This is a genomic window from Herbaspirillum sp. Her2 (assembly GCF_057961375.1).
The window spans coordinates 2,550,708-2,565,388 of sequence record NZ_CM176331.1; the positions used below are offsets into that span (position 1 = coordinate 2,550,708).

Annotated in this window: 13 protein-coding genes; 4 read left to right on the plus strand and 9 right to left on the minus strand. The window is 64.5% G+C overall.

What is annotated here, in order from left to right; translation table 11 throughout:
* The first annotated feature begins 87 nt into the window (after window positions 1-87).
* Complete coding sequence (locus ACWHXP_RS11605) at window positions 88-1,800, plus strand: ShlB/FhaC/HecB family hemolysin secretion/activation protein (RefSeq protein WP_489633801.1); 1,713 nt, start codon at window positions 88-90, stop codon at window positions 1,798-1,800.
* A gap of 134 nt (window positions 1,801-1,934) precedes the next feature.
* On the plus strand, window positions 1,935-3,170 hold the full coding sequence (locus tag ACWHXP_RS11610) for a DNA topoisomerase IB (protein WP_489633800.1): 1,236 nt from the start codon (window positions 1,935-1,937) through the stop codon (window positions 3,168-3,170).
* An 11-nt stretch (window positions 3,171-3,181) separates the two neighbouring features.
* Here the strand turns inward: ACWHXP_RS11610 and alkB are convergent, their stop codons facing one another.
* From alkB to ACWHXP_RS11630, 4 genes are all read right to left on the minus strand, one after another.
* A complete protein-coding gene (gene alkB / locus ACWHXP_RS11615; RefSeq protein ID WP_489633799.1) occupies window positions 3,182-3,835 on the minus strand; it encodes a DNA oxidative demethylase AlkB in 654 nt (217 codons plus the stop codon).
* On the minus strand, window positions 3,832-4,743 hold the full coding sequence (locus tag ACWHXP_RS11620; RefSeq protein WP_204725251.1) for an alpha/beta hydrolase: 912 nt from the start codon (window positions 4,741-4,743) through the stop codon (window positions 3,832-3,834). Before ACWHXP_RS11620 ends, alkB begins: the two co-directional genes overlap by 4 nt.
* Before the next feature lie 53 nt (window positions 4,744-4,796).
* Window positions 4,797-5,939 carry a bifunctional DNA-binding transcriptional regulator/O6-methylguanine-DNA methyltransferase Ada gene (gene ada, locus ACWHXP_RS11625; RefSeq protein ID WP_489633798.1) on the minus strand — a complete coding sequence of 381 codons (1,143 nt, stop codon included), beginning with the start codon at window positions 5,937-5,939 and terminating at the stop codon, window positions 4,797-4,799.
* Window positions 5,940-6,124: 185 nt separating this feature from the next.
* On the minus strand, window positions 6,125-6,643 hold the full coding sequence (locus tag ACWHXP_RS11630) for an Lrp/AsnC family transcriptional regulator (RefSeq protein ID WP_039785713.1): 519 nt from the start codon (window positions 6,641-6,643) through the stop codon (window positions 6,125-6,127).
* A 147-nt stretch (window positions 6,644-6,790) separates the two neighbouring features.
* Here ACWHXP_RS11630 and hppD point away from each other — a divergent pair, with 147 nt between their 5' ends.
* On the plus strand, window positions 6,791-7,906 hold the full coding sequence (hppD, locus tag ACWHXP_RS11635) for a 4-hydroxyphenylpyruvate dioxygenase (protein ID WP_134221953.1): 1,116 nt from the start codon (window positions 6,791-6,793) through the stop codon (window positions 7,904-7,906).
* 194 nt (window positions 7,907-8,100) lie between these two features.
* Complete coding sequence (locus tag ACWHXP_RS11640) at window positions 8,101-8,448, plus strand: FlxA-like family protein (protein WP_039790353.1); 348 nt, start codon at window positions 8,101-8,103, stop codon at window positions 8,446-8,448.
* Between the two features lie 47 nt (window positions 8,449-8,495).
* Here ACWHXP_RS11640 and ACWHXP_RS11645 read toward each other — a convergent pair whose 3' ends face one another.
* The 5 genes from ACWHXP_RS11645 to ACWHXP_RS11665 all read right to left on the minus strand — a co-directional run bounded on the left by ACWHXP_RS11645 (window position 8,496) and on the right by ACWHXP_RS11665 (window position 14,528).
* Window positions 8,496-9,866 carry an MFS transporter gene (locus ACWHXP_RS11645; RefSeq protein ID WP_489625159.1) on the minus strand — a complete coding sequence of 457 codons (1,371 nt, stop codon included), beginning with the start codon at window positions 9,864-9,866 and terminating at the stop codon, window positions 8,496-8,498.
* Window positions 9,867-10,020: 154 nt separating this feature from the next.
* The gene (locus ACWHXP_RS11650; RefSeq protein WP_489633797.1) at window positions 10,021-10,869 is read right to left on the minus strand and encodes an ABC transporter substrate-binding protein; all 849 of its coding nucleotides are present in this window, start codon (window positions 10,867-10,869) and stop codon (window positions 10,021-10,023) included.
* A gap of 175 nt (window positions 10,870-11,044) precedes the next feature.
* A complete protein-coding gene (locus ACWHXP_RS11655) occupies window positions 11,045-12,409 on the minus strand; it encodes a cytochrome c (RefSeq protein WP_489633796.1) in 1,365 nt (454 codons plus the stop codon).
* On the minus strand, window positions 12,402-14,006 hold the full coding sequence (locus tag ACWHXP_RS11660; protein ID WP_039790359.1) for a GMC family oxidoreductase: 1,605 nt from the start codon (window positions 14,004-14,006) through the stop codon (window positions 12,402-12,404). The genes ACWHXP_RS11655 and ACWHXP_RS11660 overlap by 8 nt, the downstream gene beginning before the upstream one ends.
* Before the next feature lie 18 nt (window positions 14,007-14,024).
* On the minus strand, window positions 14,025-14,528 hold the full coding sequence (locus ACWHXP_RS11665; protein WP_134134975.1) for a sugar dehydrogenase complex small subunit: 504 nt from the start codon (window positions 14,526-14,528) through the stop codon (window positions 14,025-14,027).
* Window positions 14,529-14,681: the final 153 nt, after the last annotated feature.

The window sequence follows — 14,681 nt, forward strand, 5'->3', positions numbered from 1 at the left end:
TCCTGTAGGCAAAAACCAACACTTGTTTTGCCAGCCCTCCCATTTCTTTTGAATCCCTTGCCCAGTGTGGCTTTGGGACGACTCACCATGTTTCCGATGTCTTCCATCTTCCGTTCGCCGTCTCCCCGATTTGTACTCATCCTTGGTCTGAATCTGGTCATTTCCCTTGCCCACGGGCAAACCGCCGTCAACCAGGAGCAGTTGCAGCGCGAGCGCGAACGCGCCCTGCGCCAGCAACAGGAGCAGCGTCCTGACGTGAATCTGGGTACGCCCGCCGCCAGCGCGATGGCGCAGGATTTCCCCGAGCAGGAGCAACCCTGCCGCAGGATTACGGCGATTGCGCTGGAGGGTGAACAGGCCGAGCGTTTTCGTTTTGCACTCGACAGCGTCACCGGCGAACGTGGCGCGGTGGGCCGCTGCCTGGGCTCGCAAGGCGTGAACCTGGTCCTGGCCCGGGTCGAGAGCGCCATCGTCGCGCGCGGCTACACCACCGCGCGCGTGCTGGCGCGTCCGCAAGATCTGTCGACGGGACGGCTGGTGCTGAGCGTGGTGCCGGGGCGCGTGCGCCACATCCGCTTTGCGCCCGACGCCGATGCGCGCGGGACCGCCTTCAATGCCCTGCCCATCAGCCCGGGCGACATCCTCAACCTGCGCGATATCGAACAGGGCCTGGAAAATTTCAAGCGCCTGCCGACCGTGCAGGCCGACATCAAGATCACGCCCTCCGAGGACAAGGGTGCCGAGGCGGGCGACAGCGATCTGGTGATCCAGTACCAGCAGGCTTTCCCCTTCCGTCTCACGGCATCGCTGGACGATGGCGGTGCCAAGGCCACCGGCAAATATCTGGCCGGGCTGACCTTGTCCTATGACAATTGGTGGACCCTCAATGACCTCTTCTACGTCAGCGTCAGCCGCAGCCTGAATCACTACGGCGACCACGGCAGCCATGCCTACACGCTGCATTACTCGCTCCCGCTGGGCAACTGGATGGCGGCCGTGACGATGTCGGGCAACCGCTATCACCAGACGGTCGCGGGAGCCTTCGAGAATTTCGTCTACAGCGGGCGTTCCGAAACCACCGAATTCAAACTGTCTCGCCTGCTCCATCGCGATGCCGCCGGCAAGACCACGACCTTCGGCAAAGCCTTGCTGCGCAAGGCTTACAACGCGATTGATGAACTCGAAGTCGGCGCCCAGCAACGCCGCACCACGGCGTGGGAAGCGGGATTGAATCACCGGCAGTTTCTGGGCGATGCGATTGCCGATGCCACGCTGGCCTATCGCCGTTCACTCGATACGCAAGGAGCCGAGCCCAGCTCGCCCTTCGACCTGCCGCAGATCGGCACGCGCTATGGTCTGTGGCTGCTGGATGCCTCCCTCAATGCGCCGTTCCAGCTGGCCGGTGCGCGCCTGCGCTACAGCAGCACGCTGCGCGCGCAGTGGAACCGGGGCAGTCTGCCGCCGCAGGATCAGTTCTCCATCGGCGGCCGTTATACGGTGCGCGGTTTCGACGGCGAACTGACGCTGCAGGCCGAGCGTGGCTGGTTCCTGCGCAATGAACTGGCGCTGGGCCTGGGTGAGAGCGGGCAGGAAGTGTTTGCCGGTATCGATACCGGCGCGGTCGCAGGGCCCTCGGCGCACTTCCTCACCGGCCAGCGGCTCACGGGCGCGGCACTGGGCTTGCGCGGCAACCTCGGCAAGCTGAGCTATGACATGTTCGTGGCCACGCCCCTGGCCAAGCCGCAAGGCTTCCAGACGGCGGCCGTGACGGGCGGCTTCAATCTGCAATGGGCGTTCTGAGCCGACCTGCCTGCCGGAAAAATCCCACACCATCCCCGGCCGATGGCTGACTGCCGCGTCACGGCGATTGCTCAATAATGGCCCGCATGGACGGCCGCCGGATCTCCCGGCGGACAGCGTCCGAGGAGACCATCATGGATCGTATAGCCGCAGCGTCCGAACAATCTTCATCATCATCATCGCCGTCGCCTTCGGCCCTGCCGCCCGCCGATGCCCGCCATCAGGACGAGGCCATCGACATCGCCCGTGCCAACCAGCTGCGCTATGTCAACGACGGCATGCCGGGCATACGCCGCAGCCGGCGTGGCAAGGGCTTCGCTTATCACGATGCGCACGGCGAGCTCATTCGCGATGACGATGTGGTGGCGCGCCTCAAGTCTCTGGCCATCCCGCCCGCCTGGGAAGACGTCTGGATCAGCCCGCACGCCAACGGCCACATCCAGGCCACCGGACGCGATGCGCGCGGGCGCAAGCAGTATCGCTATCACACGCGCTGGCGCTCGGTGCGCGATGATGCCAAGTACCTGCGCATGATCAGTTTTGCGCGTACGCTGCCGACCATCCGCCGCGTGGTGGAGCAAGACCTAAAACGTCCCGGCCTGCATCGGCAGAAAGTCTTGGCCGCTGTCGTGCATCTGCTGCAGACCACCTTCATGCGCGTGGGCAATGACGAATACGCCAAACAGAATCAATCCTTCGGCCTGACCACGCTGCGCCATCGCCACGTGCGCGTGGATGGCAGCGATGTGCTGTTCCGCTTCCGCGGCAAGAGCGGCGTGCAGCATGACATCAAGCTGCACGATCCCTACGTGGCCCGCATCATCCGCAAAATGCGCGAGTTGCCGGGGCAGGAACTGTTCCAGTACGTCGATGACGAGGGCGAGCGCCACTGCATCGATTCGGGTGACGTGAATGCCTATCTGCGTGAAGCAGCGGGCGAGGATTTCAGTGCCAAGGATTTCCGCACCTGGGCCGGCACGGTGCTGGCCACACTGGCGCTGCAGGCCTTCGAGCGGGTGGACTCGCAGGCGCAGGCCAAGCAGAACGTGGTGCGCGCCATCGAGAACGTGGCGCGCCGCCTGGGCAATACGCCTTCCATCTGCCGCAAGTGTTACGTGCATCCTGCCGTCATCGAAAGTTACCTGGACGGTAGTTTTGCGGAGCGGCTGGAAGAACGGGTGCAGACCGAACTGGTAGAAGAGTTGCAGGATCTGTCACCGGAGGAAGCCGCTGTACTGGCCTTGCTGCAACAGCGTCTGCAAGAGGCGGAACAACAACCGGCCCGCAAGCCACGTCGCAAACCTGCCGCGCGCACCGCTACTGCTTCGGTGCCGCGCAGAAAAGCGGCGCGGCCAACGGCACGCGCCTGAACCGGCAGCGCTCAGCGCGCGCGGCGGAAAGTCAGGTTGTAACGGCAGCGCCCGGTCAGCGGGTGCTCGCCGTCGCGCAAGGGATCGACACCATGGAAGGCCAGCCGCGCCGGGCCACCCCACACCACCACATCGCCATTCTCCAGCCGCATGCGCTGCGGCTTGTCGGTGCGCGCCATGCCACCGAACAGGAAGGTCGCGGGCAGACCGAGCGAGACCGAGACGATGGGCTGGTCCATGTCCAGTTCATTCTTGTCCTGATGCAGCGACATGCGCGCACCGGGTTCGTAGCGATTGATGAGGCAAGCGTCAGGATCGAATCCTGCAAACCCCGCCGCCGCTGAGGCGCGCGCGGCCAATGCCGCAAAGGCCTCAGGCATGGCTGGCCAGTCGCGCTCGGCCAATGGATCTAGTGACTGGTAACGATAGCCACGGCGATCCGTCACCCATCCAAACTGGCCGCAATTGCTCATCGCCACCGACATGCGGAAACCGCCCGGGGTCTGCATGTGGCGCAGGGGCGAGGCGGCCAGAACCTTGTCGATGGCCGCCATCAAGGCTGCGGCTTCCTCTTCGTCGACAAAGGCGCGCAGCAGCAGCGCACCTTCGGTGATGGTCTCCACCGAAGGGTCACGTGCCAGGCCAGCGAAGAGGTCACCCGTCACTTGGAAGGCTCCGGACGCGGTGGCGGATTTTCAATGAATTGGCTCACTTCTTCGAGAGTCGGCGCGATGAAACGCAACGGCCGAGAGAGGCTGCCCACCAGCGAAGCGTGCGAGGTGTTGTCGAAGTAGCGCTCCACCACCGGCACCTGCTGGGCGCGCAGCAGTTTGGCCAGACCGCCGGTATTGCGTTCGGCGCCCACCAGCTTGTCCTTGTGCGAGGCGATCAGCAACGCGGGCGGCGCACCGGCTTCCACGTGCCGCACCGGTTGCGAATCCGGTGGAGAATCGGGCGCGAAGAAGACCGGTTTCACATCCTCGTTTTCGATGGGCAGGAAGTCATAGGGACCGGCCAGTCCGATCCAGCCGCGCAGCTGTGCCGGCGAGGCCCCGGCTGCGCGCAGCCAGCGCGCATCGAGCGCCACCATGGCTGCGTTGTAGGCACCGGCACTATGTCCCATGACAAAGACGCGCTGCGGATCGCCGCCCAGCTCGCGCACCGAGCGCAAGGTCCAGGCCACGGCCTGGGCGCTGTCCTTCACGAAATCGGGATAACGCACTTCGGGATAGACGCGGTAATCAGGCAGTACGGCGATGAAACCGCGTGAACTCAGGGCCTCGCCGACGAAGGCGTAATCCTTGCGGCTACCCTCGTTCCAGCTGCCGCCATAGAAGAACACCACCACCGGCAAGCCAGGACCGGAGGCGGTGGCCGGGGCGTTGGCGGGACGATAGATGTCCAGCTTTTGACGCGGGTTATCGGTGTTGGCGTAGGCCACCCCTTCGGTCTTGACGTAGGAAGAAGCGGGCGTAACGGCATTGATGGCCGACAGCGGCGAACAGGCGACCACACCACCCAGGATCAGTACCGCGCCCGCGAATGCGAGACCAGCCTTGCCAAGAACATGCATGCGCAACTCCAGCGATGAAGGAAGGCCTATTGTAGCCGCGCCGGGCAAAGGCTTCAGGCGCGCTGGTCTTTCGGGCTGGCGGCGTCTTCCCTGCCCTCGGCTTCGCGCGCCAGCAAGGCGCTCTTGCGCGCGATGCCCCAGCGATAGCCGGAGGGCGCGCCATCGAGCCGGACGATGCGATGGCAGGGAATGAGCACGGCGATCTCGTTGCGCGCACAGGCATTGGCCACCGCCCGCACCGCCGCAGGCTGGCCGATGCGCGCGGCCAGTTCGGCATAGGTCAAGGTGACCCCGGGCGGCACTGCGCGCAGTGCTTGCCACACACGCTGCTGGAAGGCGGTACCGCGCACGTCCAGTGGCAAGGCGGCACCCTGTCGCGGATCGTCCAGCGCGGTCAGTACCTGTGCCAGCGTTTGCTCGAAGGCGGCATCGCCAGGGGCGAGATCGGCATGGGGGAAACGATCCTGCAGTTGCCGCAGCAACTCCTCCGGCTCGCTGCCCAAGGTGAGCGCGCAGATACCCTGCTCCGTGGCCGCCACCAGCAAGGCTCCCAGCCAGCATTGCGCAACGGCGAAGCGGATTTTCTCGCCACGGCCGCCACGACGATAGGTCGCCGGCTGCATGCCCAGTTGCGCCTTGCTCTGAGCATAGAAGCGGCCACTGGAATGGAAGCCGACGTCATAGAACGTCTCGGTCACGCTGGCACTGCCGCCGAGTTGCGCGCGCAGGCGGCCGGCGCGATGGGCATCGGCATAGGCCTTGGGAGTGAGGCCGGTGTGCTGCTTGAAGACCCGATGAAAATGATGACGGCTCAAGCCCGCGGCCTGCGCCAGCGTGGCCGTATCCGGCTGTTCCTCGGCCTGCGCGATCAGGCGGCAGGCTTGCGCGATGGCCTGTGCCTGGCGCTCTTGCAAGGGCGGCTGGTCCGGCTTGCAGCGCTGGCATGGACGAAAGCCCGCTGCTTCGGCCGCAGCGCAGCTGGCGTGGAAGGCCACGTTCTTGCGCAAGGGTGTGCGTGCCCCGCAGGAGGGCTTGCAGTACACGCCGGTGGTGCGCACCGCATACCAGAACCGGCCATCGAAAGATGCATCGCGCTGCTGCACGGCTTGCCAGCAGGTGTCGGGATCGAGTCCGTTGACGTCGGCGGCGGAGGCAGCGGAGCTAGTCGGCGGAGGAGAAGAAGTCATGGTCAGCATGGAGCGCTCCCGGAATCGGATGCCACTGATTCTAGGCCTGCGCTGACGGGGCAGCACTCCGGCGATTGCTTTTGAATTCCTGAGCCGGATCAGAGGCGGAGCAAAGCCTGATAAAAAGCATCATTCGATTATTCAATGATTGAGGCATCCAATCATTGAATAACGACATCATGCTTTTTGAAACCTCACTGCGAGAAGCGGATGCGCTGGCGCGACTTCACCGGCTGCATCACGTGTTCCAGCGGCAGTTCATGGGATTGCTTGACCTTTTTGAGGGTGATGTTGGACTTGACGTTGGTCACGCCCGGCAGGCGCAGCAGGCGCGTCATCATGAATTCGGAGAAAGCGGCCAGGTCGGGGGCCACGATGCGCAGGATATAATCGCCCTCGCCCGTGACGGAGAAACATTCGGTCACTTCCGGCATCGTTTCCACGGCCTTCTCGAAGAGTTCGCCACGGGTCTCTCCCTGGCGGTCCAGGGTCACGGTGGTGAACGCGGTCACGCCCAGACCGACCACGGCCGGGTCCAGCACGGCGGTGTAGCGTTCGATGACATGGGCTTCTTCCAGCCGCTGCACGCGGCGGCTGATCTGCGAAGTGGACAGGTGGACTTTCAGACCGAGGGCGCTATTGGTAATATGGCCATCTCGCTGCAGCTCGGTCAGCAAGGCCAGGTCGTAGCGGTCCACGTTGATGATGCTCATTTGTCTCTCCAAAGTTCATATTTAAGAATTATTTGTGCATATTATCTAATATATCGCGCAAAAAACAATCACAAATTGCAGTCTTGACGCAATAAACTCCTCGCATGGGCCGCGCTTGGCGGCCCTCCCCACACGAGGAGACACCAGATGGGCCACGCAGACACCCAGTTCGCCACCGCAGCCGCCAATTCCCCTGTCCGCGCCAGCGGCGACCTGTTCGACAATCCCATGGGCACCGACGGCTTCGAGTTCGTCGAGTACACCGCCGCCGATCCGGCCGGCATTGCCGCCGTGCTGGAGCTGATGGGCTTCACCGCCGTGGCGCGCCACCGCTCCAAGAATGTGACCCTGTATCGCCAGGGCCAGATCAACTTCATCCTCAACGGCGAACCCGGCAGCAATGCCGCCGCCTTCGCCCAGGTGCACGGGGCTTCGGTGAACGCCATGGCCTTCCGCGTCAAGGATGCGGCCCATGTGTACAAACGTGCACTCGAACTCGGTGCCGAAGGCGTGGAAGCCAAGCTGGGCCCGATGGAACTGAACATTCCTGCCATTCGCGGCATCGGCGGCTCGCTGCTCTATCTGGTGGACCGCTATGGCGACAATGGCTCCATCTATGACGTCGACTTCCAGTTCTTCCCTGGCGTGGAGCGCAATCCCAAGGGCGTGGGCCTGACCTACATCGACCACCTGACCCACAACGTCATGCGCGGCGCGATGGATACCTGGTCGTCGTTCTATACGCGCCTGTTCAATTTCCGCGAGATCAAGTATTTCGACATCGAGGGCAAGGTCACCGGCCTGCGTTCGCGCGCCATGACCAGCCCCTGCGGCAAGATCCGCATTCCCATCAACGAGAGTGCCGACGACAAGTCGCAGATCGAGGAATTCATCAAGCAGTACAACGGCGAAGGCATCCAGCACATCGCCCTGGGCACCGACGACATCTACCAGACCGTGCGCGCCCTCTATGCCCGCGGCGTGCCGCTGCAGGACACCATCGCCACCTACTATGACCTGGTGGAACGCCGCATCCCCGGCCATGGCGAAGACCTGGCTGCCTTGCGTGAACTTAAGATCCTGATCGACGGCGCACCCACCGATGGCCAGGGCCTGCTGCTGCAGATCTTCACGCAGAACCTGATCGGGCCGGTGTTCTATGAAATCATCCAGCGCAAGGGCAATGACGGCTTCGGCGAGGGCAATTTCAAGGCCCTGTTCGAATCCATCGAGCTGGACCAGATGCGCCGTGGCGTGATCTGATCCCCTGACCGCAGCCACTGCGGGCCGCCCTGAGGACGCCCGCATGTCGAAGGCGCAGCACCCTTTACGGGACTGCGCCTTTTACTTTTTTTACTTTCCGTGGCTCAAGATGTCCGCGTGGCTGCCGTAAAACAAAGCGAAGGCACTATCGCAGTCCCCTTGCAATCCTTGCGCCCCTGTGGGCTGGAGTTCGCATGAACGTCGCGTATGAACAAGAACAACCTGCCCACGCTGAAGTCGCAGTGGCAGACACGCTGGACCATGACCCCGCCGAGCTGGTGGCGCAATTGAGCCACCGCATCCTGCTCCTGCAGCAGCAGGCGCAGTCCCTGGCGCGTTTCCCGGGCAACCGGGATGGCAAGCAGCAGCGCCAGTTGCTGCAGCAGCAGATCCGCAATCTCTACCAGCAATTGTTTGCGCTGGAACAGCAGCAGGCGCAGCAGCGCCGCCGCAGCGAAAACTATCTCAGCATGGCGCTCTCCGTGGCGGCCCATGCCGCGCACCAGCATGCCCACGGCGAGACGGTGGCACCGGCGCTGTAAGCCCGGCAAACCCGGTCTCAACGCCCTGCCCTGCCCGGTCCTCCCGCTCAATAACGCAGCCGCGACAGGCTGACCAGGCTGGCCGCGCCCGCCAGGGCGGCGGCAAAGCACAGGACCAGCGCATACGGCGAGCCCGAGAACCCCATCAGCATCGCCACCACCGACGCCCCGACGGTCTGCCCGGTCAGGCGTGCCGTGCCCAGCATGCCGCTGGCTCCGCCGGTCCGTTCACGCGGCGCGGCACTGATCATGGTGCGGTTGTTGGGCGACTGGAACAGTCCGAAGCCGATACCGCACACCGCAAACATGGACAGCATCAGGCCATCGGGCGTGCTGCGGTCCACCGTCAGCAAAGCCAGCAATCCCAGGCACATCACGGCCAGCCCGATCCCCCCCAGCAAACCCGCAGCGACGCGGTCCGACAGCTTGCCGGCCACCACGCCGGTCAGCGCAACGGCCACCGGCCAGGCCGTCAGCAGCATGCCCGCACGCGCGGCGCCCATACCCAGATGATTCTGCAGCATGAAGGGCAACATCACGAAGACCGCCATCTGCGCTGCAAAGGAGCAGAACGAGGTCCCGATCGACAAGGCAAACAAGGGGATGCGCAGCAGGTCCAGCGGCAGCATGGGCGCGCTCGGCGACTGCAGCTTGAGCAGCAATGCCAGGCTGATGGCGGTCAGCAGCGCGCAGCCCGCCACCACCCAGCCGCCTTGCAGGTGGCCGATGGCATCGATGGTGTAGAGCAGCAAGCCGATGAAGGCCATGCACAGCAGCGCCGACTGGCGATCGAAACGGCGGGCCGACAAGGGATTGAACGGCAAGGCGCGGCTGCCCACGGCCAGCGCCGCCAGCCCGAGCGGGATGTTGATGAGGAACAGCCAGTGCCATGAGCCCAGATGCAGGATGACCCCGGCCACGGTGGGCCCCAGCGCATTGCCGGTCCCGGCCACCAGCGCGTTGTAGCCGATGGCCCGGCCCAGCTGCCGGGCAGGATAGATGAAGCGGATCAGCGCGGTATTGACCGACAGGATGCCGGCCGCCCCCAGCCCCTGCAGCACGCGCGCCAGGCTCAGTTGCAGCATGTCGCCGCTGGCTGCACACGCCAGCGAGGCCAGGGTGAACAGAAACAAGCCGCCCAGGTAGACGCGCCGATAGCCGATCACTTCGCCCAGGGAGGCCAGCGGCAGCAGGCACACCGCCATGGCGATCTGGTAGCTGTTGATGACCCAGATGGCATCGGCATCGCTGGCTTTCAGGTCGGTGGCCATGACCGGCAACGCCAGATTGGCGATGGAGCCGTCGAGCACCGCGATGCTCAGGCCCAGCACGACGGTGGCGATGGCCAGCAGCCGCTGGCGCGGCGGCAGGCCATCATGATCGGGGGAAGTGGAAGACGATGCGGAAGTAACTGCCATGAACCTGCTCTATCGCTCTGTTCTCTATTGCTCTGTTGCTCTGTTGCTCTGTTGCTCTGTTGCTCTGTTGCTCTGTTGCTCTGTTGCTCTGTCCGTGCGCGAGGAAAACGAAGCAAGGAAACGGACGCCGCTGCGCCCGGATCGGATGATGCCGTCAGCCCGCCTGGAGGAATGCCGAAATGGGCGTGAGCTTCTTGTCGCGGGGAATGTTGAACTTGGTCTTGGGACCGAACCACTTGGTCCACATGGCGTCGATCTCGCCGTCCTTTTCCAGCGCGGCCAGCGCCTTGTTGACGGCGTCCAGCAGTCGGTGCTCGCCCTTCTTGACACCCAGCGCCGTCGGCTCCCAGGCCAGTGCGCCTTCGACGAAGCGGAAGCGTCCGCCCGATTCGTTGACGAAGCGGATCCCCGAGGGCATGGCCACGGCCATCGCATCGGCCTGCCGCTGGGCCAGCGCCAGGAAGGTTTGCGGGGTCTCAGGGAAAGTCAGCAAGGTGGCCTTGCGCAGTACGCGCCGCACCGCCTGCTCCGGGGTGGAACCGCGATTGGCGCTGATACGCTTGCCTTCCAGGTCGGAGACCAGATTCAGTCCGGAATCGCTGTACACGAGCAGCTTGATCGGCGTCTGGTAATGCGAAGCCGTGAAATCGATCTGGCGCGCCCGCTCGCGGGTATAGCCCAGTGCGCCCGAGACCAGGTCGACCTCGCCCTCGATCAGCGCCGGTAGACGGGCCTCTATGGTCAAACTGCGCTGCCGCATCTTGACGCCCAGCTTGGCGGCGATGGCACTGCACATGTCCACATCGAAACCGACGATCTGGCCGCTCTGCGGATCGGGGAAACCCAGCGGCTCATTGCTGGCCAGCGTGGCGCAGATCAGCGAGCCACGCTCCTGGATCTCGCCGAGCCGGTCCGCGTGTGCCGCAGCGGGAATCATCCAGGCGCTGGCCAGCAGCAGGCTGCCCATGCCCAGTTGCTTCAGGTGCTGCGAAATCTTTTTCATGCTTTTCCTCATCGAATGTCGAGGATAGCCCGAAACAATCCCGAATGTCACTCGCAGCAGACCATTGCCACACAAAAGCCGCCACGCAGCACAAAAAAAGAGCCGCCCGGTGTGGTGTGGGCCGGGCGGCATCTGGTATGACATGTCAGGAGCGTTGGAAGGTCATCCTTCGGCTTCAGCCTGCCGTGCCGGGCTTGCGGCGACGACGCCACCAGACCGCCACGCCCAGCAGGACCAACACCAGCAGCACCATGCCGCCGCGCGCCACCCACAACAGCGGCGAGGGCTCACCGCCGGCCCGCAAGGCTTTGACGCGCTCGGCGCTGATGCTGACCTTGCTGCCACCCAGATCCTGCATCAGGTAGTTGGTCACCGCCGCAATCTCGCCATCGTTCAAGGTATGGGCAAAGCCGATCATGCCTTGTCCGTGCTCCGGCAGCACGCCTTCGAGGATGGCCATGGCCACGTTGTCGGCATTGGGCTGGCGCAGCAGCGGATGCTGCTGCAGGGATGGCAGGCCGTTGAGGCCCTGGCCGCCGGTGTTGTGGCAGGAGGCGCAATTGTTCATATAGACACGTGCACCCATACTCATGGCGGCCAGCGCCTGGGGCGTATCGTCGCCCTGCACCGGGGTCAGCGCAGGGACGGCAGCAGCCGGCGCAGTCGCGGACGCCGGAGCCGCCTCGGCCGGACTGGCCGGCAGCAGATAGGTGGCCATCGCATCCAGATCCTCACGGGTCATGCGCGAGAAACTCTTTTCGATGGCTTCCAGCATCGGTCCGCCGGCGGTGGCCCCATTGGCGGCGTGGCCGCTGGCCAGGTACTCGGCCAGCATGGCGCGGGTCCAGGCCGGCTTGGCCTGCAAGGCAGCGGGGCTGATGTCGGGCGCGTACCAGGTGCCGAGCGAGGCCCCTTGCAGGCGGCGCTCCAGTTGCTCGGCCATGAGCACATTGCGCGGCGTATGGCAGGTGCTGCAATGGGCCAGGCCCTGCACCAGGTAGGCTCCGCGATTCCACTGCGCCGATTGCGCCGGGTCGGGCTCAAAGGGCTTGGTGTCCAGGAAAAGCCAGTTCCACGCCTTCATCGACATGCGGATGTTGAACGGGAACGGCAGCGCCGTCGCCGGCGGAGCCTGGTCCACCGGCTGCACGCCCTGCATGAAGTAGGCGTACAGCGCCGCCACATCCTCATCGTTCAGCCGCGCATAGGCGGTATAGGGCATGGCCGGATACAGGTTGCTGCCATCGGCACGCACGCCGCGACGCAAGGCCGCGGCAAATTGCTCCGGCGTGTACTGGCCGATGCCGTGGGTCTTGGAGGGCGTGATGTTGGTGCTGTAGATGGTGCCAAGGGGACTGCTGATCGGATGCCCGCCGCTGAACGGGGCGCGTCCCCTCTCGCTGTGGCAGGCAGCGCAGTCACCGGCGACGGCCAGGTACTCGCCGCGCTTGATCAACTGCGCATCATTGGCCGCATGAGCCAGCGCGACCACGCCCAGCAAGGACAGCATCGCCAGCAGGCGCTTGAACGGCTTACGCATGGCGGCTCTCCTCGATGATCTTGTCGGCCGTGCGCAGCGCCAGCGCCATCGCGGTCAGCGTGACGTTGCAGGTGCCGACCGTGGGCATGACGCCGGTACCGACCATGAACAGGTTCTCGTGGTCGTGTGCGCGGCCCCAGGCATCGGTGACGCTGGTGGCCGGATCCAGGCCCATGGAGAGCGTACCGGTGATGTGCTGGCGATTGGAGAACGCCCCGCTCTTGCTGTGCTTGATGTTGGTCGCACCCAGCCGGGCCGCGATGGCGTCGTAGGCGGCGCGGGTCTTCTCGGTGCCTTTGACGACGTAGTCGTCCACGTTCCAGTACAGGGCCGGGACGGGCAGGCCAAGTTCATCCTTCTTGTCGCCCAGGGTCACGCGGTTGTTGCGGTCCGGCAGTTGTTCCAGCGCGTTCTTGATGCTCAGGCGGCGTGCGGCGCGGAACAGGATCTGCTCTTCCAGGCGCTTGCCGAAGTAACCCTCGGCGAGCACTTCCTTGGTCACCGAGGCCACCTGCGAGGCATTGGAAATATCGATGCGGAACGGCGCGTGCTCCGCACGAAAATCGCCATCGCGGAACTGGCCGATGGAGCAAGGGCTGACCGGACCACGGCCGGGCCAGATTTCTTCATCCACATCGAAGGTCACGCCGATGGCCGGGTGGTCGCACAGGTTGCGGCCGACATTGTCGCGGGCGTTGGCAATCCCCTGCGGGAACTTGTCGCTCACCGACATCAACAGCAGTTTGGGGGTCTCGATGGCATTGGCGGCCAGCACGAAGGTCTGCGCGGTGATGCGGTGGCTGACCTTGTTCCAGTCGTAATAATGGACGGCGGCGATGCGGCCTTTTTCGTCATGTTCCAGGCGATAGACCACGGCCTCGGTGATGACCTGCACGCCGCTGTCTTCAGCCTGCTGCGCAGCCAGACCGCCGTGATACTGGGCATCGATGGGACACAGCGGCATGCAGTTGTTGTTGCCGCAGCAGGCCGGACGGCCGTCATAGTTGCGGCTGTTGCGGCCGGTGCTGTCGTCGAGAACGGTGAATTCCGGCGCCAGGCGGGCCGTCACGCGTTGCTGCAGCCACGAGGCCGGCACCCGCTCCATCGGAAAAGGATGCTTGCGCGGCGAGCCGCTCTCGGGCGAACCGCCGACACCGGCGATGACCTCTGCCTGGTAGTAATAGTCTTCCAGGTCGTCATAGCTGATCGGCCAATCCTTGCCGACGCCATACAGGCTGTGCTGGCGGAAGTCGTTGGGTACATAGCGCCACAACTGCGCCGCCCAATGCCAGCTGGTGCCGCCGAACATCCGGATGTACTGCGCATTGAAGGCATGCGGCCCCTTCTGCTGCAGGTAGCCGTTGGGCTCCGGGGTATAGCGCGGGTGCGGTGCCAGCGGCGAATACGGATACGGCGCCATGAAGTCGGACTTGAAAGCCGAACTGCGGAAACGTTCGACCAGTTGGTCGCGGCCCATGCGCGGGCCGGATTCCAGCAGCAGCACCGACTTGCCGGTCTTGGCCAGGCGCGTGGCCAGCAAGGCGCCGGTCACACCGGCACCGATCACCACCACGTCGGCGGAATTGGGATTACTCATGAATGTCACTCTCGCAAATCAGGGCTGGCGCGACCAGCTGCCGCAGGGACCATAGGAAAAACTGGGCGGCACCAGCTTGCCGCTCACCAGTCCGTTGGAGAGCGTATTGATGTAGGTGACGTACTGGGCGTTCTTGCCCTTGCCGACCACGCCGTCGTACCAGGCACCGAGGATGACGCGGGCCAGCTTTTCGCTGTCACCCTGCTCGGCCGGGAAGGCCAGGCGCTCGGCTTGCAGCAGCGCTGGCTGGGCTTGCAGCAGGCCCTTGAGCGATTGCAGGCGCGCGGCCAGGTCTTTTTCGGTTTTGGACAGGGCCAGCAGCAAAGCCGCGCCCAGCTTGGGGCTCAAATCCTGGCGTTCAGTCAGTTGCCGGGAAACCTGAAGGAAATCGTCCACCGGCACGGTCGCCGGATTGTTTTGTGCCGTAACCCGGTGCGGCAGGGACCAGAACAGGCCGGCAGCGCCGGCACCTGCCATCAGGCCCGCCACTTTGAGTACCCGGCGGCGTGTGGGGTGTGTCATGTCGTCGTCCAAATGAAAGGCCCCCAAAGCACGCTCAAGGTGCCGCGCCGTCGCGCCGGGGCCAGGATGGGCCGGTATTCTACGCACTTTGTTGCTGCTCTGCAGCAAAGGGCGCAGCAGGTTTTCAGGATACTGGAAACGACACGGCCCGGC

What these genes read in the sequence shown, in the direction of transcription:
- hppD (WP_134221953.1), top strand. Translation starts at nt 6,791, where the DNA reads ATGGGCCACGCAGACACCCAGTTCGCCACCGCAGCCGCCAATTCCCCT.
- ACWHXP_RS11665 (WP_134134975.1), bottom strand. Translation starts at nt 14,528, where the DNA reads ATGACACACCCCACACGCCGCCGGGTACTCAAAGTGGCGGGCCTGATG.
- ACWHXP_RS11630 (WP_039785713.1), bottom strand. Translation starts at nt 6,643, where the DNA reads ATGAGCATCATCAACGTGGACCGCTACGACCTGGCCTTGCTGACCGAG.
- ACWHXP_RS11650 (WP_489633797.1), bottom strand. Translation starts at nt 10,869, where the DNA reads ATGAAAAAGATTTCGCAGCACCTGAAGCAACTGGGCATGGGCAGCCTG.
- ACWHXP_RS11660 (WP_039790359.1), bottom strand. Translation starts at nt 14,006, where the DNA reads ATGAGTAATCCCAATTCCGCCGACGTGGTGGTGATCGGTGCCGGTGTG.
- ACWHXP_RS11655 (WP_489633796.1), bottom strand. Translation starts at nt 12,409, where the DNA reads ATGCGTAAGCCGTTCAAGCGCCTGCTGGCGATGCTGTCCTTGCTGGGC.
- ada (WP_489633798.1), bottom strand. Translation starts at nt 5,939, where the DNA reads ATGCTGACCATGACTTCTTCTCCTCCGCCGACTAGCTCCGCTGCCTCC.
- ACWHXP_RS11640 (WP_039790353.1), top strand. Translation starts at nt 8,101, where the DNA reads ATGAACGTCGCGTATGAACAAGAACAACCTGCCCACGCTGAAGTCGCA.
- ACWHXP_RS11610 (WP_489633800.1), top strand. Translation starts at nt 1,935, where the DNA reads ATGGATCGTATAGCCGCAGCGTCCGAACAATCTTCATCATCATCATCG.
- ACWHXP_RS11620 (WP_204725251.1), bottom strand. Translation starts at nt 4,743, where the DNA reads ATGCATGTTCTTGGCAAGGCTGGTCTCGCATTCGCGGGCGCGGTACTG.
- ACWHXP_RS11605 (WP_489633801.1), top strand. Translation starts at nt 88, where the DNA reads ATGTTTCCGATGTCTTCCATCTTCCGTTCGCCGTCTCCCCGATTTGTA.
- ACWHXP_RS11645 (WP_489625159.1), bottom strand. Translation starts at nt 9,866, where the DNA reads ATGGCAGTTACTTCCGCATCGTCTTCCACTTCCCCCGATCATGATGGC.